This window comes from Streptomyces sp. NPDC005281 (assembly GCF_040607495.1).
Taxonomy (GTDB): Bacteria; Actinomycetota; Actinomycetes; order Streptomycetales; family Streptomycetaceae; genus Streptomyces.
The window spans coordinates 137,219-156,422 of the sequence record NZ_JBEXGX010000009.1; the positions used below are offsets into that span (position 1 = coordinate 137,219).

Annotated in this window: 16 protein-coding genes; 9 read left to right on the forward strand and 7 right to left on the reverse strand. The window is 70.6% G+C overall.

Annotation, left to right across the window (positions count from 1 at the left end):
* The first annotated feature begins 73 nt into the window (after positions 1-73).
* Complete coding sequence (locus ABZV42_RS15155; RefSeq protein ID WP_355983602.1) at positions 74-1,279, forward strand: globin domain-containing protein; 1,206 nt, start codon at positions 74-76, stop codon at positions 1,277-1,279.
* 210 nt (positions 1,280-1,489) lie between these two features.
* On the opposite strand, the gene ABZV42_RS15160 is transcribed toward ABZV42_RS15155, so the two are convergent.
* Positions 1,490-1,924, reverse strand: coding sequence for an Rrf2 family transcriptional regulator (locus tag ABZV42_RS15160; protein ID WP_355985219.1), 435 nt, complete (start codon positions 1,922-1,924; stop codon positions 1,490-1,492).
* A gap of 271 nt (positions 1,925-2,195) precedes the next feature.
* Between ABZV42_RS15160 and ABZV42_RS15165 the strand changes: the two genes are divergently transcribed.
* From ABZV42_RS15165 to ABZV42_RS15175, 3 genes are all read left to right on the forward strand, one after another.
* Positions 2,196-2,867 carry a DUF3105 domain-containing protein gene (locus tag ABZV42_RS15165; RefSeq protein ID WP_355985216.1) on the forward strand — a complete coding sequence of 224 codons (672 nt, stop codon included), beginning with the start codon at positions 2,196-2,198 and terminating at the stop codon, positions 2,865-2,867.
* On the forward strand, positions 2,864-3,496 hold the full coding sequence (locus ABZV42_RS15170) for a DUF305 domain-containing protein (RefSeq protein ID WP_356052155.1): 633 nt from the start codon (positions 2,864-2,866) through the stop codon (positions 3,494-3,496). Before ABZV42_RS15165 ends, ABZV42_RS15170 begins: the two co-directional genes overlap by 4 nt.
* A 170-nt stretch (positions 3,497-3,666) precedes the next feature.
* Positions 3,667-4,941 (forward strand): hypothetical protein, encoded by a 1,275-nt coding sequence (locus tag ABZV42_RS15175; RefSeq protein WP_355985211.1) that lies wholly within the window; start codon positions 3,667-3,669, stop codon positions 4,939-4,941.
* Positions 4,942-5,009: 68 nt separating this feature from the next.
* On the opposite strand, the gene ABZV42_RS15180 is transcribed toward ABZV42_RS15175, so the two are convergent.
* Positions 5,010-5,648, reverse strand: a complete 639-nt coding sequence (locus ABZV42_RS15180) for a hypothetical protein (RefSeq protein ID WP_356052156.1) — start codon at positions 5,646-5,648, stop codon at positions 5,010-5,012.
* Positions 5,645-6,145, reverse strand: a complete 501-nt coding sequence (locus ABZV42_RS15185) for a sigma-70 family RNA polymerase sigma factor (protein WP_355985206.1) — start codon at positions 6,143-6,145, stop codon at positions 5,645-5,647. The genes ABZV42_RS15180 and ABZV42_RS15185 overlap by 4 nt, the downstream gene beginning before the upstream one ends.
* Positions 6,146-6,449: 304 nt before the next feature.
* Between ABZV42_RS15185 and ABZV42_RS15190 the strand changes: the two genes are divergently transcribed.
* Both ABZV42_RS15190 and ABZV42_RS15195 read left to right on the forward strand, forming a co-directional pair.
* Positions 6,450-8,393: a S53 family peptidase gene (locus ABZV42_RS15190; protein ID WP_355985204.1), complete on the forward strand. Its 1,944-nt coding sequence runs from the start codon at positions 6,450-6,452 to the stop codon at positions 8,391-8,393.
* Between the two features lie 124 nt (positions 8,394-8,517).
* Positions 8,518-10,572 (forward strand): NAD(+) synthase, encoded by a 2,055-nt coding sequence (locus tag ABZV42_RS15195; protein WP_356052157.1) that lies wholly within the window; start codon positions 8,518-8,520, stop codon positions 10,570-10,572.
* A 76-nt stretch (positions 10,573-10,648) separates the two neighbouring features.
* Here the strand turns inward: ABZV42_RS15195 and ABZV42_RS15200 are convergent, their stop codons facing one another.
* The 4 genes from ABZV42_RS15200 to ABZV42_RS15215 all read right to left on the reverse strand — a co-directional run bounded on the left by ABZV42_RS15200 (position 10,649) and on the right by ABZV42_RS15215 (position 15,894).
* Positions 10,649-11,869: an MFS transporter gene (locus ABZV42_RS15200; RefSeq protein WP_355985198.1), complete on the reverse strand. Its 1,221-nt coding sequence runs from the start codon at positions 11,867-11,869 to the stop codon at positions 10,649-10,651.
* A gap of 388 nt (positions 11,870-12,257) precedes the next feature.
* Positions 12,258-13,298, reverse strand: a complete 1,041-nt coding sequence (locus tag ABZV42_RS15205) for an endonuclease/exonuclease/phosphatase family protein (protein ID WP_355985195.1) — start codon at positions 13,296-13,298, stop codon at positions 12,258-12,260.
* 200 nt (positions 13,299-13,498) lie between these two features.
* Positions 13,499-14,119 carry a TetR/AcrR family transcriptional regulator gene (locus ABZV42_RS15210; protein ID WP_356052158.1) on the reverse strand — a complete coding sequence of 207 codons (621 nt, stop codon included), beginning with the start codon at positions 14,117-14,119 and terminating at the stop codon, positions 13,499-13,501.
* A 173-nt stretch (positions 14,120-14,292) separates the two neighbouring features.
* Positions 14,293-15,894, reverse strand: coding sequence for an MFS transporter (locus tag ABZV42_RS15215; protein ID WP_355985190.1), 1,602 nt, complete (start codon positions 15,892-15,894; stop codon positions 14,293-14,295).
* A 287-nt stretch (positions 15,895-16,181) separates the two neighbouring features.
* Between ABZV42_RS15215 and panB the strand changes: the two genes are divergently transcribed.
* The 3 genes from panB to ABZV42_RS15230 all read left to right on the forward strand — a co-directional run bounded on the left by panB (position 16,182) and on the right by ABZV42_RS15230 (position 19,189).
* On the forward strand, positions 16,182-17,066 hold the full coding sequence (gene panB / locus ABZV42_RS15220) for a 3-methyl-2-oxobutanoate hydroxymethyltransferase (protein ID WP_355985187.1): 885 nt from the start codon (positions 16,182-16,184) through the stop codon (positions 17,064-17,066).
* Between the two features lie 267 nt (positions 17,067-17,333).
* The gene (locus tag ABZV42_RS15225; protein WP_356052160.1) at positions 17,334-18,368 is read left to right on the forward strand and encodes an ATP-binding cassette domain-containing protein; all 1,035 of its coding nucleotides are present in this window, start codon (positions 17,334-17,336) and stop codon (positions 18,366-18,368) included.
* Positions 18,365-19,189 (forward strand): ABC transporter permease, encoded by an 825-nt coding sequence (locus ABZV42_RS15230; protein WP_355985180.1) that lies wholly within the window; start codon positions 18,365-18,367, stop codon positions 19,187-19,189. Before ABZV42_RS15225 ends, ABZV42_RS15230 begins: the two co-directional genes overlap by 4 nt.
* The last annotated feature ends 15 nt before the right edge of the window (positions 19,190-19,204 follow it).

Genomic DNA, 19,204 nt, shown 5'->3' on the forward strand with positions numbered 1-19,204 from the left:
CAAGTTTTATTAGTGTGCGGTTCATGCGGAGGGGCGCAACCAACCGCTCCCGCCCTGGCTTTGAGGAGTCCTGATGCTGTCCGAACAATCCGCCGCCACCGTCCGCGCGACCCTCCCCGTCGTCGGCGCCGCCATCGGCGAGATCACCGAGCGCTTCTACTCCGGGCTGTTCACCGCCCACCCCGAGCTGCTCCGTGACCTGTTCAACCGCGGCAACCAGGCAGCCGGCACCCAGCGTCAGGCCCTGGCGGGATCCATCGCCGCCTTCGCCACCCATCTGGTCGAGCACCCCGACGAGCGGCCCGACGCGATGCTGAGCCGCATCGCCCACAAGCACGCCTCCCTCGGCGTCGCGCCCGAGCAGTACGAGGTCGTGCACGAGCACCTCTTCGCCGCCATCGTCGAGGTGCTCGGCGACGCGGTCACCGCCGAGGTCGCCGCCGCCTGGGACGAGGTGTACTGGCTCATGGCGAACGCCCTGATCGCGATCGAGAAGCGGCTGTACGACGAGAACGCGGACGACGGCGCCCTGCACCCCTGGGTGGTCACCGAGCGCGTCGAGGAGACCGCCGACGTCGCCACCTTCCGGATCCGCCCGGCCGACGGCGCGGACCTGCCGGACTTCCGTGCGGGCCAGTACGTCTCCGTCGGTGTCGAACTCCCGGACGGCGCCCGCCAGATCCGTCAGTACAGCCTCTCCAGCGCGCCCGGCTCCCCGGTGCGCCAGATCAGCGTCAAGCGGGTGCGCGCGGACCAGACCACCGGGGCGGCGAGCCCCGAGGGCGAGGTCTCCAACCATCTGCACGCCCACATCCACGCGGGCAGCGTCCTCCAGGTCTCCGCGCCCTACGGCGACCTGGTCCTCGACGACACGGACGCCCCCCTCCTGCTCGCCTCCGCGGGCATCGGCGTCACCCCGATGATCGCCATGCTGGAGCAGCTGGCGATCGCCGGCCACAAGGCCCCCGTCACCGTCGTGCACGCCGACCGCTCCCCCGCCGAGCACGCGCTCTGCGCCGACCACGAGGCGTTCGCGGGCAAGCTCGCCGACGCGGAGACGCACTTCTGGTACGAGCAGGCCGAGCCGGGCCACCCCGCCGGGCGGACCGGTCTGGTCGACCTCTCCGGAGTGACCGTGCGGCCGGGCACGCACGCCTACCTGTGCGGTCCGCTGCCCTTCATGCGCGCGGTGCGCACCCAGCTCCTCGACAAGGGTGTGCCCGCCTCCGACATCCACTACGAGGTGTTCGGACCCGACCTCTGGCTGGCCCAGGGCTAGGACCAGCAGGCCTGTCCGGCGTCCGCGCGGACAGGTCGGCAAGCGGGCAGGCCGGCGCGCGGACACGGAGCGGGGCCCGGTGCACACACACCGGGCCCCGCTCCCTTTTCCCGGCCTTCGGCTTCCCGGTCCGCGCTTTCTCGGCCTTCGGCTCCCCGGTCCTCGGCTTCACGGTCCTCGGCCCCGGCGGGGCGACCCGCCGTACAGGCCTCAGGGCCTGCGGGAGATGCCCAGCAGTACGGGGCCGGTCGGCTCGGCGACGACATCGGCGATGGTCAGCGGGTCGAGAGAGGCGTAGAAGGCCTCCTGGGCCCGTCGCAGCGCCCCCCGCAGGCGGCACGCGGAGAGGAGCGGGCACGGAGTGTCGCCCTCGCACTCGACGACATCGCCCTCCCCCTCGAAGGAGCGCACGATCGCCCCGACCGACTCCCCACGCCCCTTCTCGGTCAGCGTGAGGCCGCCTCCCCTGCCGCGCCGGGCGTCGAGCAGCCCGAGGTGCTGGAGTTCGGCGACGACCTTGGCGGCGTGTGTGTACGGGACCCTCATGTCGGCCGCGACCTCACGCGTGGTGGGCGTCGAGTCGCCTGCGACGGACAGTCGCATCAGGACGCGAAGGGCCAGGTCGGTGGAGCGCAGCAACCGCATACAGACCAGGGTAGATAATGCGCATCTCCGGTTCCAAATTTTTTCCCGGTCCTGTGCGCTCCCCGCCGCCGGAACCAGTGGGATCCCGCCCGCCGACGCCGTCGGAACGCGCCCGGCCCCGTCGGCCGCTCCCGTCCGCCCCGCCCGTGTCCAACCCTTCTTCGGCCAATCCCGAGCACTCCGGGCCAATCCCGTGCCCTCCCTGCCGACGCCCCTCCCCACCCGTCTACGATCGGCTGACCCGACCGCCCCATCCCCATAAGGACTCACCATGGGTTCCGCCAAGAACACCAGCACCGGATCGCGCAAGGAGCGCATCGAGGAGCTGCGCCGTGCCGAGCGCGCCCGCGAGCGGCGCAACCGGTTCCTCGTGATCGCGGCCAGTACGGTCGTGGTCGTCGGTCTCGTCGCCGGTGCCGTCGTGCTCGTCCAGTCGCAGTCGGACGGCGCCAAGAAGGACACCGCGAGCGACTCGAAGCAGGCGTCGGGGCATTTCGTCACGGGCTCGGACGGGGTGAAGACCTGGAAGGGCACGCTGGCGCGCAACCACGTCACGAAGACCGTCACGTACCCGATGGAGCCGCCGGTCGGCGGTGACCACCTCCAGGTCTGGATGAACTGCAACGGCGACGTCTATCCCAAGGCCGTGAACAACATGAACGCCGTGCACTCCCTGGAGCACGGCGCGGTGTGGGTGACGTACAACAGCAAGGCGTCCGAGGCCGATGTGAAGGCGCTGGCGGCCAAGGTCAAGAAGACCCCGTACACGCTGATGAGCCCGGTCGAGGACCAGAAGGACCCGATCATGATGAGCGCCTGGGGCAAGCAGCGCGCGGTGACGGGCGCGAAGGACAAGAACGTCGACGCGTTCCTCGCGGAGTTCGTGCAGGGCAAGCAGACGCCCGAGCCGGGCGCGGCGTGCACCAACGGCCTGTCCCAGTGAGGCACATCGGGTGGATCGCGGGCGCCGCGGCGACCGTGCTCGTCGCGGCCGGGGCGATCACGTACGCGGTCGCCGACGGCGGCCGCTCCGGGACCTCAGGCGCCGGCGTGCCCACGGCCGGCTCCGCCGACGCGGGCTTCGCCCGGGACATGGCGGTCCACCATCAGCAGGCCGTCGAGATGTCGTACATCGTGCGCGACCGCACCAAGGACGTGGAGGTGCGGCGTCTCGCGTACGACATCGCGCAGACGCAGGCCAACCAGCGCGGCATGCTGCTCGGCTGGCTCGACCTGTGGGATCTGCCCAAGGTGTCCCCGGACGCGCCGATGACCTGGATGGGCATGGGTGACATGGCGTCCGGCAAGGACGGCTCGCTGATGCCCGGGATGGCCACCGACATCGAGATGAAGCGGCTCGGCACGCTCAACGGGAAGCAGGCCGAGGTCTTCTTCCTCCAGCTGATGACCGACCACCACAAGGGTGGTATCCACATGGCCGAGGGCTGTGTCGCCAAGTGCACCGTCGGCGTGGAGAAGCGGCTCGCGCAGGGCATGGTCGACGCCCAGCAGTCGGAGATCAAGATGATGGCCGACATGCTGAAGGAGCGCGGCGCGAAGGCGCGCGACTAGGTCTTGTCCGGCCGGCCATGCCGTGGGCGCGGGGGCGCGGGGTCCGGCGGGGCGTCCGCGGCGTTGTCGTCGGCCGTGGACGGCCCCGGTCGCGACGGGGTGACATTCGACACACCTGAGGCGGCTGCGCAGTCAGGATGCGTACAGGTTTGTCGAGTCAGCCTCACTGCATGACAACGACAAGCGAAGCACGCACGCGCAACGGGCGGCTCCTGCTGAACAAGGTTCCCGAGGTCACCATCTGGTTCTGGGTGATCAAGATCCTTTGCACGACGGTCGGTGAGAGCTTCGCCGACTGGATCAACATGAAGCTGGGCGTCGGTCTGGTCAACACGGCCTGGATCTTCACCGCGGTGTTCGTGGTGGTCCTGGTCGTCCAGCTGCGGTTGAAGCGATACGTCCCGTTCCCGTACTGGCTGACCGTGGTCGTCGTCAGCGTCACGGGCACGCTGTACACCGACATCCTGACCGATCAGCTCAACGTGCCGCTGTGGATCAGCTCCGCGGTGTTCTCGGTCCTGCTCGCCGTGGTCTTCGGTGTGTGGTGGCTGCGCGAGCGGACCCTCTCGATCCACTCGGTCACGACGCTGCCCCGTGAGTCGTTCTACTGGCTCACCGTGCTCGTCACCTTCGCGCTCGGCACCGCGACCGGCGACTGGACCCTGGAGCTCACCGGCTGGAGCCCGGCGGTCTCGGTCCTGCTGCCGCTCGGCCTCATCGCGGCGGTCACACTGCTGTGGAAGTTCGGCGCGAACCCGGTGCTGTCCTTCTGGCTCGCCTACATCCTGACCCGCCCGCTGGGCGCCAACATCGGCGACTGGCTGGCCTCCCCGAAGGTCGCCGCCGGCCCGGGCGAGCCGACCGGTCTCGCGCTTGGCACCTTCACCACCAGCCTGATCTTCCTCGGCCTGATCCTGGGGACCGTCGTCTACCTGACGATGACACGCTCCGACGTGACCGAGACCTACGAGGCCACGCACACCCCGCAGATCACCGCCGACCCGCGCAGGGAACGCGTCGCGATGGGGGGCTTCGGCCTCCTCGCCGTCGCCACCGCGGCCCTGCTGGTCTGGGCCCACGGCCAGCCGCACGTCGGCCCGGCGCCGGAGACCGACGCCACCTCCACGGTGCATCTCGCCCCTGGCCAGGCGGTGAAGAAGTTCCCGGCCACGAAGGTCGACGGGCTGAAGGCACTCACGTCGACCTCGCTCAAGGACGCGCGGTCGGGCAACGTGAAGGGGGCCCACGCGGCCGCCCAGTCGCTGCGTGACCTCTGGGATGCCGACCAGGCTTCGTTGCAGCCGCTGGACAACACCGGCTGGACGTTCCTCGACGCCCAGATGGACCTGGTCCTGAAGACCTTCGGCATCGACCACCCGAACGCGCCGATGTCGCCGGCCAAGCAGGAGGGTGCACTCAGCACGCTCCTCGCGGACCTGGGCTGACCCACCCGATCGGCGGCGGCTCCCCCGAGCCGCCGCCGACCACCCCCGCTCGCCCCTTCGCCGTACGGTCAGCCGCGCCAGTCCGTACCGCACTTCAGGGCGACGCCGGTCGGCACGAGCCGTTCCACCGAGCCGGGCCGGCCGTGGGTGACGGCGAGCTGGACCTGGTTCAGGTAGCCGATGGAGAGCTGGGTGTGGGCGGGCATGGCCGCCGGGTCGTAGACGAAGACGACGGTGCCGTCGCCGCGCCGCTCCCGCTCGACGACCTTGTCGACCCCCGCTCCCGAGCCGTGGCGGTCGACCTGTGTGTGGTCGTCCGGCCCCTTGCAGAACACCCCGGTCCTCACCAGGACGGGGAATCCCGCCGCTCGGAGCGCCTTCTGGAGTCCGGCCGGGTCCTTGAAGTACTGCTCCTTGGTCCAGGTCACCGCGACCTTGCCGTCCGACCGCTTGGCGACGGTGAACGCGACGGCCTCGGTGTTTCGGCCCGTGGGCGGAGCGGTGGACGGGTGGCCGTAGCCCGGCGCGCCGAGCGCGAGCCCCACGGCCGCCGTGGCGCCCACGGCCGCGACGGCCACCCGCCGGCGCCGGCGCCGGACCGCGCGGCCCTCGGCCACGATCCGCTCGACGGGCACCGCCATGGTGATGTCGTCGAGTGAGCCCCTCAGCGCGTCCAGGACGTCGATGTCGTCGTCGCTTCCGTTCATGATCCTGCCTCCGGTGTGTCGAGGGTGACGAGTTGGCCGCGGAGTGTCCCGACGGCCCGTGCCAGATGGGCGGTCACGGTTCCGGGAGCGATCCCGAGCGTCTTCGCCGTGGCCGCCGTGTCGAGGTCGAGGAAGACCCGCAGGGCGACGACCTCCCGCTGTCTGCGCGGCAGTTCGCGCAGCAGTGCCAGCAGCGCGGGGTCGAGTCCGGCGGCGCCGGACTCCACGGCCTCGGCCTCCCGGCCGTCGTGGTCGCCGAACGCGACCTCGCGGCGGCGCCGACGCCACCACGAGACACGGGTGTTGAGCGCGGTCCGGACGATCCACGCGCGGGGCGCGGGATGGCCGCGGACCCGGGGCCAGGCCGCCCAGGCCCTGGCGAACGCCTCGGCCACGAGATCCTCGGCCAGCTGACGGTCGCTCACCACGGCGAGGACCGCCCGCAGGCAGACGTCCCGCCCGCTCCGGTAGAAGTCTTCGAACTCCAGCTGCTTCACACCACTGACACGCCTCAGGGACTCGATCCGCTTACAGAATCCGGGGGCCCCTTTACATAGCCCGGATCGGGACAGAGGGAAAACCCTCGACTATGCGCGAGGGTGCACGTCAAACCGCCTCAAATGATCGTCAATTGCTTCCACTTGGTCTTTCCTTGGGTTTTTCATTCCCCTGGCATGAACGGTTCAGCGTCAGAGTGGCCCCCATCTGTGATCCATTCCTCACGCTCCGGCAGGACGTGAGCCTTTCGCGTGGATCACCGACCAACCACTACATGCGACGAACCGCATCGCAGGGGGTTCTATGAGATCCAACCGCGCCACCGCGCGCGCCGGAGTGAGTCTGGCGGCGACACTGCCTCTGCTCGCCGGTGCGCTGGCGCTCGGCATACCCGCGGCCCACGCCACGGACGGCCCGAGCCGGGACACTCTCGCGGGTACCCGGCCCGCGTGGGCGACCGCCAAGGCGGACAAGGGAGCGGCCTCCGACGGCTCCCAACTCTCGGCCCGGGTGTACCTCGCCGGCCGGGACGCCAAGGGTCTGGCGGCCTACGCCAGGTCCGTGTCCGACCCGCACTCGGCTTCGTACGGGAAATACCTCAGCGCCAAGAAGGCGCAGGCACGTTTCGGCGCCACCAAGGCCCAGGTCACCGCGGTGACCACCTGGCTGAAGTCTGCGGGCCTGAAGGTCACCGGAACGACGCAGCACTACGTCTCCGTCACCGGTGACGTGGCCGCCGCCGAGAAGGCGTTCGGCACTCAGCTGCACAACTACACCAAGGGCAAGAAGACTTACCGGGCGCCGTCGAAGACGGCTTCCGCGCCCGCCGCCCTGAACGGCGCCGTCCTGACCGTCACCGGCCTGGACAACGCTCCGCACAAGGCGACGCACGCCGATCAACTGCCGCCTCCGGACGCGGTGTTCAAGAACTCCGGGCCGTTCTCCTCGTACTACGGCTCGAACATCGCGAGCACCCTCCCGGACGCGTACGGATCGAAGATCCCGTACGCCGTCCAGGGCTACACCGGCAAGCAGCTGCGCGCGGCGTACGGAGCGGGCAAGCGCACCGGCAAGAACGTGCGCGTCGCCATCACGGACGCGTACGCCTCGCCGACCATCGCCTTCGACGCGGCCACCTACGCCGGCAAGCACGGCGACGCCGCGTACTCCAGCGGTCAGCTCCGTCAGGTGCTGCCCGCGGCGTACACGAAGACCGAGGAGTGCGGGGCGGCCGGCTGGTACGGCGAGGAGACCCTCGACGTCGAAGCCGTCCACGCCGTCGCGCCGGGCGCGAGCATCACCTACGTGGGTGCCGCCTCCTGCTACGACGACGACCTGCTCGCCTCGCTCAACAAGATCGTCGACGGGCACCTGGCCGACATCGTCTCCAACTCGTGGGGCGACATCGAGGCCAACCAGACCCCGGACCTGGCCGCCGCCTACGACCAGACCTTCCAGTTCGGCGCGGTCGAGGGCATCGGCTTCTACTTCTCCTCCGGCGACAACGGCGACGAGGTCGCCAACACCGGGACGAAGCAGGTCGACACCCCGGCCAACTCGGCGTGGGTGACGGCGGTCGGCGGTACCTCGCTGGCGGTCGGCAAGGGCGACAAGTACCAGTGGGAGACCGGCTGGGGCACCGAGAAGGCCACGCTGTCCACGGACGGCAAGAGCTGGACCGGGTTCCCGGGCGCGTTCACCTCGGGTGCCGGCGGTGGCACCAGCAAGACCGTGGCGGAGCCCTACTACCAGAAGGGCGTCGTCCCGAACGCGCTGGCCAAGGCCAACAACGCGGCGGGTAACCGGGTCGTCCCGGACATCGCGGCGATCGCCGACCCCAACACCGGTTTCAAGGTCGGCCAGACGCAGACCTTCCCGGACGGGACGGAGCAGTACAGCGAGTACCGCATCGGCGGCACCTCGCTCGCCGCTCCGGTGATCGCGGCCGTCCAGGCTCTCGCCCAGGAGGCGCACGGCGGCAAGGCGATCGGTTTCGCCAACCCGTCCATCTACGCCAAGGCCGGGTCGAAGGCGTACCACGACGTCACGGACAAGCCCACGGGCGCTTCCGGACTCGGCGTGGCGCGTGTCGACTTCGCGAACGGCTTCGACGCCTCGGGCGGTCAGCTCATCTCCGTCCGCACCCTCGGCGCGGACAGCTCCCTGAAGGCCGTGAAGGGCTACGACGACGTCACCGGTGTGGGTTCCCCCGCCCCGGGCTACGTCGAGTCGTTCAGCCGCCGCTGAACGACGATTCACGAACGATGCGCTCGCCTCTCCTGCGGAGGCGGGCGCATCGCGCGTTGCGGAAGGCCGTCCGCCACACCCCCCGGCCACCCCATCGCGTCGCTCTGACGATTACACTGGCCGGGTGTCTCCTCTGAACTTCCGGTCGCTCTATCAGCACGGCTTCGCACGCGTCGCCGCCTGCACGGGCCACACCGTCATCGCGGACCCGCCCGCCAACGCCGAGGCCGTCCTGCGCCAGGCACGCAGGTGCGCCGGGGAGGGTGTCGCCGTCGCCGTCTTCCCGGAGATGGGGCTGTGCGGCTACTCGATCGAGGACCTGCTGCTCCAGGACGCGCTGCTCGACCAGGTCGAGGAGGCGCTCCGTACGGTGGTGACGGGGTCGGCCGAGCTCCTGCCCGTCCTGGTCGTGGGAGCCCCGCTGCGCCACCGCAACCGGGTCTACAACTGCGCGGTGATCGTGCACCGGGGCCGGGTCCTCGGGGTCGTGCCCAAGTCGTACCCGCCGAACTACCGGGAGTTCTACGAACGCCGGCAGATCGCCGCGGGCGACGACGAGCGCGGCGGCACGATCAAGGTCGGCGGGGAGTCCGTGCCGTTCGGCGTGGACCTGCTGTTCGCCGCCGAGGACGTACCGGGTCTGGTGCTGCACGCGGAGATCTGCGAGGACATGTGGGTGCCGGTGCCGCCGAGCGCCGAGGCTGCCCTGGCGGGCGCCACCGTCCTCGCCAACCTCTCCGGCAGCCCGATCACCGTCGGCCGGGCCGAGGACCGCAAGCTGATGTCCCGCTCGGCGTCCTCGCGTTGCATCGCCGCGTACGTCTACGCGGCGGCGGGCCTCGGCGAGTCGACCACGGACCTGTCCTGGGACGGCCAGACCATGATCTACGAGAACGGGACGCTGCTGGCCGAGTCCGACCGCTTCCCGCTCGACGACCAGTTCGCCGTCGCGGACGTCGACCTCGACCTGCTGCGCCAGGAGCGGCTGCGCACCGGCAGTTTCGACGACAACCGGCGCACTCACGACGCCCGCACCGCCGACTTCCGGACGCTGTCGTTCAGCCTCGACCCGCCGGCCGGCGACCTGGGCCTGCGGCGCCGTATCGAGCGCTTCCCGTTCGTGCCCGCCGACCCCGACCGGCTGGCCCAGGACTGCTACGAGGCGTACAACATCCAGGTCGCGGGGCTCCAGCAGCGGCTCGCGGCGATCGGTGGCCCGAAGGTGGTCATCGGGGTGTCCGGCGGGCTCGACTCCACGCACGCGCTGATCGTCGCCGCCCGCGCGATGGACCGGGCGGGCCGGCCGCGCAGCGACATCCTCGCCTTCACCCTGCCGGGCTTCGCCACCAGCGACCACACCAAGGGCAACGCGCACGAGCTGATGCGCTCCCTCGGCGTCACCGCGGCCGAGCTGGACATCACGCCGACCGCCCGGCTGATGCTGAAGGAGATGGACCACCCCTTCGCCTCGGGCGAGCCCGTCTACGACGTCACGTTCGAGAACGTGCAGGCCGGACTGCGCACCGACTACCTGTTCCGGCTCGCCAACCAGCGTGACGGCATCGTGCTCGGGACCGGTGACCTCTCGGAGCTGGCGCTCGGCTGGTCCACGTACGGCGTGGGCGACCAGATGAGTCACTACAACGTCAACTCTGGGGTGCCGAAGACACTGATCCAGCATCTGATCCGCTGGGTCATCGCCAGCCGGCAGTTCGGCGAGGACACGAACCGGACCCTCGCCGCGATCCTCGACACGGAGATCAGCCCCGAGCTCGTACCGGGCGAGGAGATGCAGTCCACCGAGTCGAAGATCGGCCCGTACGCGCTGCACGACTTCACCCTGTTCCACGTGCTGCGCTACGGCTTCAGGCCCTCGAAGACCGCCTTCCTGGCCTGGCACGCCTGGCACGACCCGGACGCGGGTGCCTGGCCGCCGGGCTTCCCCGCGGCCGAGCGCGTCGCCTACGACCTGCCGGAGATCCGGCGCTGGCTGGAGGTGTTCTGCCGCCGCTTCTTCGGGTTCGCGCAGTTCAAGCGCTCGGCCATGCCGAACGGGCCGAAGGTCTCGGCCGGCGGTTCGCTCTCGCCGCGCGGCGACTGGCGTGCGCCGTCCGATGGTTCGGCCCGCGTCTGGCTGCGCGACCTGGCCCGCTTCGACCCGCCGGAGACCGAGGACTGACCGGTCGGAGGTACGGGACCCGCGACCGGCCGGGTCCGCGACACCCGGACGGGGCGTCACCGGTGTACGCGGGGCGTCACCGGTGCACGTGCTCCGGCGGCGCGGGCATGTGTGCGGCGACGAGGCGGCCGGAATTCGTGCCCAGGGCCGCCCGGCGGCGGTCGACTCCGTACGCCGTCGCCGCGACGGCCAGGCCGAGCACGGCCAGGGCGGCTCCGGCGAGCGCCGGGGACGTGGTGCCGAGGCCCGCCGCCAGGGCGAGCCCGCCGATCCAGGCGCCGCCCGCGTTGGCCAGGTTGAACGCGGCCTGATTGGCGGAGGAGGCGAGGGAGGGCGCGGCGGCGGCCTTCTCCATGACCATCAGCTGGAGGGGCGAGCCGGTGACGAAGGCGGCCGTACCGAGCAGCAGCACCGCGAGCGCCGCGCTCCACTGCGTACGCATCAGCAGCGGGAAGGCGGCCAGCACGACCACCAGCGAGGCCAGGCCGGCGAACAGGGTGCGGCTCATGGCGTGGTCCGCGAGCCGGCCGCCCAGCAGGTTGCCCGCCGTCGCGCCGACCCCGAACAGAGCCAGCAGCAGCGTGACACTGCCCTCGGAGTATCCGGCGGCGCCGGTCAGCATCGGCGCGATGTAGCTGTACGCGGCGAAGAGGGCCCCGAAGCCGGCGACCGTGGTGCCGAGGGCCAGCCAGACGGGCAGCGGGCGCAGGGCCGCGAGTTCGCCGCGCAGACCGCCGCCGGGGGTGGCTCCGGGGGTCCGCGGGATCAGCAGGAACAGCGAGGCGATGGCGGCCAGGCCGATCGCGCTCACCCCGAGGAAGGTGGCCCGCCAGCCCAGGTGCTGCCCCACCAGGGTGGCGACCGGGACACCGGCGATGTTCGCGACGGTCAGGCCGAGGAACATCAGCGACACGGAACGGGCCTTGCGCTCGGGCGCGACCAGGCCGGTGGCCACCACGGCCCCCACGCCGAAGAAGGCGCCGTGCGGCAGACCGCTGAGGAAGCGCGCGGCGAGCAGCCAGTGCTGGTCGGGGGCGAGCGCGGAGAGCGCGTTGCCCGCGACGAAGAGACCCATCAGGGCGATGAGGACGGTGCGGCGGGGCATCCGGGCGGTGGCCGCGGCGAGCAGCGGGGCCCCGATGACGACGCCGAGCGCGTAGGCGGAGACGAGGTGTCCGGCGGCCGGGATGGATATGCGCAGGTCGCCCGCGACCTCCGGCAGCAGGCCCATCATGGCGAACTCGGTGGTGCCGATGCCGAAGGCGCCCACGGCGAGGGCGAGCAGGGCCAGAGGCATGAGAAGCCTTTCGAAGAAACTGGGGCGAGCGGGGGTCCGTACCGGCTATTAAGTTTAGCCAGTGAACAAAGTCTGCCGGGCCCAGTATTCCAGGAGGTTGAAAGGCGATTCCGCGCGGGTCAAGACACCGTGGCGTACGCCTTGACGCGGGCCCCTGGCGGTCAGGAGGGCGTGGCGTCCGCATCGGCACGGGCGCGACCGGTCAGGACGCCGTGGCGCCCGTCTCGGCGCGGACGCGACCGGTCGCTCGGCGCGGACCCGACCTGTCAGGAGGACGTGGCGTCCGTATCGGCACGGGCGCGACCGGGTCAGGACACCGTGGTGTCCGTTCGTCGCGGACCCGGCCGCCAGGACGCCGTCGCGCCCGTCGCGGCGCGAACCCGGCCCGTCAGGACGCCGTGGCGTCCACCTTGACGCGGGCCGCGATCGGGAGGTGGTCGCTTCCGGTGGCCGGGAGGGTCCAGGAGGTCACCGGATCGATGCCCTTGACCATGATCTGGTCGATGCGGGCCATCGGGAACGAGGCCGGCCAGCTGAAGCCGAAGCCGCTGCCCACCGCGCCCTGCGTGGAACGCATCTGCGCGGTGACCGCGTTCAGCGCCCGGTCGTTCATCGTGCCGTTGAGGTCACCGAGCAGGACGACCTGCTTCAGGGGCTCGCCGGCGATCGCCTCGCCCAGCGCGTTCGCGCTCTTGTCGCGCTGCCGCGCCGTGAACCCGGCCTTCATCTTCACCCGCACCGAGGGCAGATGGGCCACGTACACCGCGACCCGGCCGGCCGGCGCCGTCACGGTCGCCCGCATGGCGCGCGTCCAGCCGAGCTTGATGTCCACCGGCCGGACGTCACCGAGCGGGTACTTGCTCCACAGCCCGACGGTTCCCTGCACCGAGTGGTACTTGTACGTCGACGCGAGCGCCTTCTCGTAGACCGGCACCGCCGAGGCGGTCAGCTCCTCGAGGGCGAGCACGTCGGCGCCCGAGGCGGCGACGTCCCGTGCGGTCCCGGACGGGTCCGGGTTGTCGGCGTTGACGTTGTGGGTGGCGACGGTCAGATCGCCGCCCGTTCCGGTCTTGTCGGTCAGCAGTCCGCCGAAGAGGTTCAGCCAGACTGCGCCGGTCAGCAGCACGGCGACCAGGGCACTGGCGGACTTGCGTACGAACGCGAGGACCAGCAGGACCGGGATGAACACGCCGAGCCACGGCAGGAACGTCTCGGTGAGACTGCCGAGGTTGCCGATCCGGTTCGGGATCCGCCCGTGCGTCAGCATCACCAGGGCGAGCAGCAGCGCGAGGGCGGCGAGGATCAGCCCGCGCCGCCAGATGCCGCGGTCCCCGCGCCAGCCGTCGAACAGGCGCCGGAGCCGGGACTCTCTGCGCTCCGGCCCCCGGCCGTCGCTGCCCGTCTCCGTCATATACGCCTGCTGCGCCATTCCGTCGCCTCACAAACTGCCGTGCGCACCGTCTGCCCCTCGGCTACGACCCTAGGGGATGTCCGGTGTCGTTCTCGCCGTCCGGGACGGCCGTACAGGCAAGGGGACGTACAACTTCGTGCCCGGAGTTCCGCATCCTGGCACGAGGTGCGGCCTCTGTGACGAAACGCGCACATTCACGCCGTCAGAAACTGTCCGTGTCACGGCCGGGCGGGACGCAGTCCCTCCAGCAGCGTGTCGACGATCCGTTCGGCGAGGCCCTCCGGGAGATCGGTGTCGGGGCGCATGACGGAGCGGACGAGCATGGGGCCGACGAACATGTCGTTGAGCAGCTCGATGTCGACGTCGTCGCGGAGTTCGCCGTTCTCCTGTCCGCGGCGCAGCACCTCGTAGCCCAGTTGGCGCCTGGGCACTATGACCGTGGCGTCGTACGCGGCCCACAGTTTGGGGCTGCTCTTCATCTGCGCGTAGACGTTGTGCAGGATCGCCGACGAGCGGTTGACGAGACCGCGGCGGCGCAGCGACTCCAGCAGGACGACGAGATCGTCGCGCATGGAGACGCCGGGGAGTTCGGGGTCGGCGGGCTCGGTGCCGCGCAGGACGTCGACGAAGAGTTCTTCCTTGCCGCTCCAGCGGCGGTAGATCGTCGCCTTGCCGACTCCGGCGGTGCGTGCCAGCCGCTCGATGGAGATGTCCGCGAGCGGGACACCGTCCTCCAGGAGCTTCATCACGCCCTCGACGATGGCACGTTCCACCGCCTCGCTGCGGGGACGTCCCCGGCCGGGGCACACCTGCCTGTCTCGGCTGTCCGCGAGGCTCACGTCGAACTCCGTTCCCATCGTTGACCAGGTGTCATTCTCCCCCGTTCACGGCGGTGGCGGGCACCCGGCGCGAAGTGCACCGCCGTGCGCGCCGTGCCTGACGTGCGCGACCTCGCGACGCGCGCCGCCGTGGGCACCCCGGTCGAGGGTGCCCACGGTCGTGCGCGCCGGTGTCAGTCCTGTCCGACGTCGGCCGTGACCAGCTCGGCCTCGTCCTTGCCCTCCCGCGGGGCCGCGGGACGGCCGGGCAGGAACAGCGCGACGACCACGGCGCCGATGACCGCGACACCCGCGCCGCACAGGGCGGTGACGTGCATCGCGTGCAGGAAGGCGTCGTTGGCCGGGGTGATGAGGGCCTTGCCCTGGGGGCCGAGCTTGGCGGCGACGCCGAGGGTGGCCTCGATGGACTCGCCCGCGGTGTGCCGCAGGGGGGCCGGGACGAGGGCGAGCTTGCCGTCGATGCCGTTGCGGTAGGCGGTGGAGAGCACCGAACCGAGGACGGCGATACCGAGCGCGCCGCCGACCTGGCGGAAGGTGTTGCTCAGCGCGGACGCGGAGCCGGCCTTCTCGCGCGGCAGCGCCTGCATGATGACGACGCTGGTCGGGGTCATGATGTGCGCCATGCCGGTGCCCATCAGGAAGAAGATGACCTCGAGGAGCCAGATCGGGGTGTCCGCCTCCAGCGTGGCGAACGCGGCCAGCGTCGCGGCGATGATCACCAGGCCGGCCGTGCAGGTGGCGCGGTTGCCGAAGCGGTCGACGACCAGCCGGGCACGCGGCGCGAAGATGATCTGGGCGACGGCCAGCGGGAGCATCAGCAGGCCGGTCTGGAGCGGCGAGTAGCCCCGCACGCTCTGGGTGTAGAAGACGGAGAAGAAGGTCACGCCCATGAGCGCGAAGAAGACCAGCGCGATGGCCGAGATCGCCGCCGAGAAGACCTTGTTCTTGAAGTACGTGACGTCGATGGACGGGTGGTCGCTGCGCTTCTCGAACACCACGAAGCCGATGAGGACGGCGAGCCCGGCGCCGATCGTCGCGAGGACCTGCGGGTCGGTGAAGTCGGCGAGCTGGCCGCCCTTGATGATGCCGTAGACGAGCAGGACGAGGCCGATGATCGACAGGACCACGCCGACCGGGTCCAGGCGGCCCGGGTTCGGGTCGCGCGAGTCGGGGACCAGCCAGATCATCAGGCCGATCGCGAGGATCACGATGGGCACGTTGATCAGGAAGACCGAGCCCCACCAGAAGTGGTCGAGGAGCACGCCGCCGGTGATCGGGCCGATCGCGATGGCGAGGCCGACGCCGCCGGCCCAGATGCCGATGGCCTTGGGCTGCTCGTCGCGCTCGAAGACGTTCATGAGAACGGCGAGGGTGGCGGGCATCACGAAGGCGGCGCCGAGACCCATGAGCGCACGGAACACGATGAGCTGGACGGGCGAGCCGGACTCGGCGGCCAGCGCGGAACCGACGCCGAAGACGGCGAGACCGGCGAGCAGCACCTTCTTGCGGCCGAGCCGGTCGCCGAGAAGGCCCGCGGTGAACAGGAGACCGGCGAAGACGAGGGTGTAGGCGTTGATGGCCCACTCCAGCTCACCCTGGGTGGCCCCGAGCCCGGTGGGCGCGGGGGTCGAGATCGTCTTGATCGCGACGTTCAGGATGGAGTTGTCGAGCACCACGATCAGCAGGCTGAGCATGAGCGCGCCGAGGATCGCCCAGCGGCGCCGGTGCACCGCCTCGGGCACTCGTCGGTCGAGCGGAGGAGCGGAAGTTGTCATGACACCACCCTAAAGGCGTTTCGATACGGAACCGTCTCGTATCGGAAAGCCTTTACGGAGAACTTACGAACGGACCTAGGCCTTTGGCCGGAGGCGGCCGAAGCGTGGCCGGAGGTGGCCGGCAATGGCCGGCGGCGGACGGCAGTGGTCGGAGGTGGCCTGCGCGTGGCGTGAACGACATCGGGTCCGGCGGGCCCGGTCTAGCCGCCCGTCGCGCGAGGTGCCACCATGGAGGTGATCCGGGGACGCCGTCAGGGTGCCTCGAGATGACATAAGGAGCCGTTGCGATGACGCAGCTTTCGGCTGCCCAGAAGCAGCCGTCGGAGGGTGTCCTCAAGGCCACCGGCAGCAAGGCGCTGTACGGGGGCAAGAGCACCCGCCGCATCACGGTGCGCGACATCACCGCCGCCAAGGAGCGCGGCGAGAAGTGGCCCATGCTCACCGCCTACGACGCGATGACCGCGTCCGTCTTCGACGAGGCCGGCATCCCGGTCATGCTCGTCGGCGACTCGGCCGGCAACTGCCACCTGGGCTACGAGACGACCGTCCCGGTGACCATGGACGAGATGACCATGCTGTCCGCCGCGGTCGTCCGGGGCACCAGCCGGGCCCTGATCGTCGCCGACCTGCCCTTCGGGTCCTACCAGGAAGGCCCGGTGCAGGCGCTGCGCTCGGCGACCCGCCTGGTCAAGGAGGCCGGGGTGGGCGCCGTGAAGCTGGAGGGCGGCGAGCGCTCGCACCGCCAGATCGAGCTGCTGGTCGAGTCCGGCATCCCGGTGATGGCGCACATCGGCCTGACCCCGCAGTCCGTGAACTCCATGGGCTACCGCGTCCAGGGCCGGGGCGAGGAGGCCGCGCACCAACTGCTGCGGGACGCCAAGGCCGTCCAGGACGCGGGCGCCTTCGCCGTCGTCCTCGAACTGGTCCCGGCCGAGCTCGCCGCCGAGGTCACCCGCACCCTGCACATCCCGACCGTGGGCATCGGCGCGGGCGCCGAGACCGACGCGCAGGTCCTGGTGTGGACCGACATGCTCGGCCTGACGGGCGGCAAGGTGCCGAAGTTCGTCAAGCAGTACGCGGACCTGCGCCAGGTCATGGGCGACGCGGCGAAGGCGTTCGCCGAGGACGTCGTCGGCGGGACGTTCCCGCTGGAGGAGCACTCCGTCCACTGAGCCACTGCGGCACCACGGACAACCCGTCGATCTTCCCCCGTCGGCGGGTTGTCGCCGTTCGGCGCGCACTGTCGGCGAGTTGACTCCTCATCGCCTTCGCGTCCTGTCGGCGGATTGCCTTCTCGCCGCATTCGCGTGCTGTCGGCGGGTTGGCGGCTCGCCGATTTCGCGTGCTGTCGGCCGACTGTCGGCGACCTATCGGTGACAGTCGGGTTCTGTAGGCGGCCTGTCGGTCGTTTGTCGGTGGCGGCTGGCACCTTGATGGACATGACGCGAATCGACAACACGCCCCGGCAAGCTGCGACCGGCCGCAGCGCCGTATCCGTACGGGGGCTGGTCAAGCACTACGGCGAGACCAAGGCGCTGGACGGGGTCGACCTGGATGTGCGCGAGGGCACCGTCCTCGGAGTCCTCGGCCCCAACGGCGCCGGCAAGACCACCCTCGTCCGCTGCCTGTCCACCCTCATCACCCCCGACGCCGGGACGGCCACCGTCGCCGGCTTCGACGTACTGAAGCAGCCCCGGCAGCTGCGCCGGGTGATAGGCCTCACCGGCCAGTACGCCTCGGTCGACGAGAAGCTCCCCGGCTGGGAGAACCTCTACATGATCGGGCGGCTGCTCGACCTGCCCCGCAAGGAGGCCCGCCGGCGGGCCGACGAACTCCTGGAGCGCTTCTCCCTCACCGAGGCCGCCAAGCGCCCGACGTCGACGTACTCCGGCGGTATGCGCCGCCGGCTCGACCTCGCCGCCTCGATGATCGGCAGCCCGGCCGTGCTGTACCTGGACGAGCCGACGACCGGCCTCGACCCGCGCACCCGCAACGAGGTGTGGCAGGAGGTCAAGCGCATGGTCGCCGACGGCGTCACCGTGCTGCTCACCACCCAGTACATGGAGGAGGCCGAGCAACTGGCCTCCGAGCTGACGGTCATCGACCGCGGCAAGGTCATCGCCGGCGGCCGGATCGACGAGCTGAAGGCGCGCGTCGGCGGCCGGACACTGCGGATCCGCCCGCTTGACCCCCTGCAACTGCGCCCGCTGGCCGCCATGTTCGACGACCTGGGGCTCACCGGTCTCTCCACGACGACCGTGGACAGCGAGACCGACAGCGTGCTGGTCCCGATCCTCAGCGACGAGCAGCTCACCGCCGTGGTCGGCGCGGTCACCGCGCGCGGCATCACGATCGCTTCCATCAACACCGAACTGCCCAGCCTGGACGAGGTGTTCCTCTCCCTCACCGGCCACAAGGCCAGTGCCCCGCAGGACGAGAACCCCGCCCGCGCCTACGAGGAGGTCTCCGCATGAGCGCCACCACCGTCGAAGCCCCCCTCGTCATAGAGGCCGACGCCCGTATCTCGCCCCGCGCGCACGCCCGCCACATCGGCGCCCTGATCCGCCGCAATCTGCTGTGGATCCGCCAGGACCCCGAGTCGATGTTCGACGCCGTCCTGATGCCGATCATCTTCACCCTGCTGTTCGTGTACGTCTTCGGCGGCTCCATCGGCCAGTCGCTGGGCGGCGGCCAGGACCAGTACGTCCAGTACGTGATCCCCGGCCTGATGGCGATGACGACCATGAACATGGCCACAGCCGTCGGTACCGGCTTCAACGAGGACTTCCACAAGGGGGTGATGGACCGCTTCCGCACCCTGCCGATCGGCCGGGGCTCCGTGCTCTTCGCCAAGATCGTGGTGGAGCTGATGCGCATGCTCGTCGCCACCACGATCCTCATGATCGTGGGAGTCCTGGTGGGCTTCGACATCACGAACTGGCCGGGCCTGTTCGCCTCCGTGGGGCTCGCCGCCCTCTTCGCCTCGGCCCTGATGTGGATCTTCCTGGTCCTCGGCGTGACGATGAAGAACGCCCAGTCCGTCCAGGCGATGGGCTTCCTGGTGCTGTTCCCCCTCCAGTTCGGCTCGTCGATCTTCACGCCGCCCTCGACCATGCCCGGCTGGCTCCAGACCTTCACCGACTACAACCCGCTGTCCAACCTCGCGGACACCGCCCGCGGCCTGATGGTGGGCGGCCCGGTCGCCCACGACCTGTGGCTGACCCTCGGCTGGACCGCGGCCCTCACGCTGGTCATGGCGCCCATCGCCATCCACAAGTTCCGCACCAAGAGCTGACGTCCGACGCACGGA

Bases quoted from the DNA above. Each gene is read 5' to 3' on its own strand.
- ABZV42_RS15155 (WP_355983602.1), top strand. From the start codon at position 74: ATGCTGTCCGAACAATCCGCCGCCACCGTCCGCGCGACCCTCCCCGTC.
- ABZV42_RS15160 (WP_355985219.1), bottom strand. From the start codon at position 1,924: ATGCGGTTGCTGCGCTCCACCGACCTGGCCCTTCGCGTCCTGATGCGA.
- ABZV42_RS15165 (WP_355985216.1), top strand. From the start codon at position 2,196: ATGGGTTCCGCCAAGAACACCAGCACCGGATCGCGCAAGGAGCGCATC.
- ABZV42_RS15175 (WP_355985211.1), top strand. From the start codon at position 3,667: ATGACAACGACAAGCGAAGCACGCACGCGCAACGGGCGGCTCCTGCTG.
- ABZV42_RS15180 (WP_356052156.1), bottom strand. From the start codon at position 5,648: ATGAACGGAAGCGACGACGACATCGACGTCCTGGACGCGCTGAGGGGC.
- ABZV42_RS15190 (WP_355985204.1), top strand. From the start codon at position 6,450: ATGAGATCCAACCGCGCCACCGCGCGCGCCGGAGTGAGTCTGGCGGCG.
- ABZV42_RS15200 (WP_355985198.1), bottom strand. From the start codon at position 11,869: ATGCCTCTGGCCCTGCTCGCCCTCGCCGTGGGCGCCTTCGGCATCGGC.
- ABZV42_RS15205 (WP_355985195.1), bottom strand. From the start codon at position 13,298: ATGGCGCAGCAGGCGTATATGACGGAGACGGGCAGCGACGGCCGGGGG.
- ABZV42_RS15215 (WP_355985190.1), bottom strand. From the start codon at position 15,894: ATGACAACTTCCGCTCCTCCGCTCGACCGACGAGTGCCCGAGGCGGTG.
- panB (WP_355985187.1), top strand. From the start codon at position 16,182: ATGACGCAGCTTTCGGCTGCCCAGAAGCAGCCGTCGGAGGGTGTCCTC.
- ABZV42_RS15225 (WP_356052160.1), top strand. From the start codon at position 17,334: ATGACGCGAATCGACAACACGCCCCGGCAAGCTGCGACCGGCCGCAGC.
- ABZV42_RS15230 (WP_355985180.1), top strand. From the start codon at position 18,365: ATGAGCGCCACCACCGTCGAAGCCCCCCTCGTCATAGAGGCCGACGCC.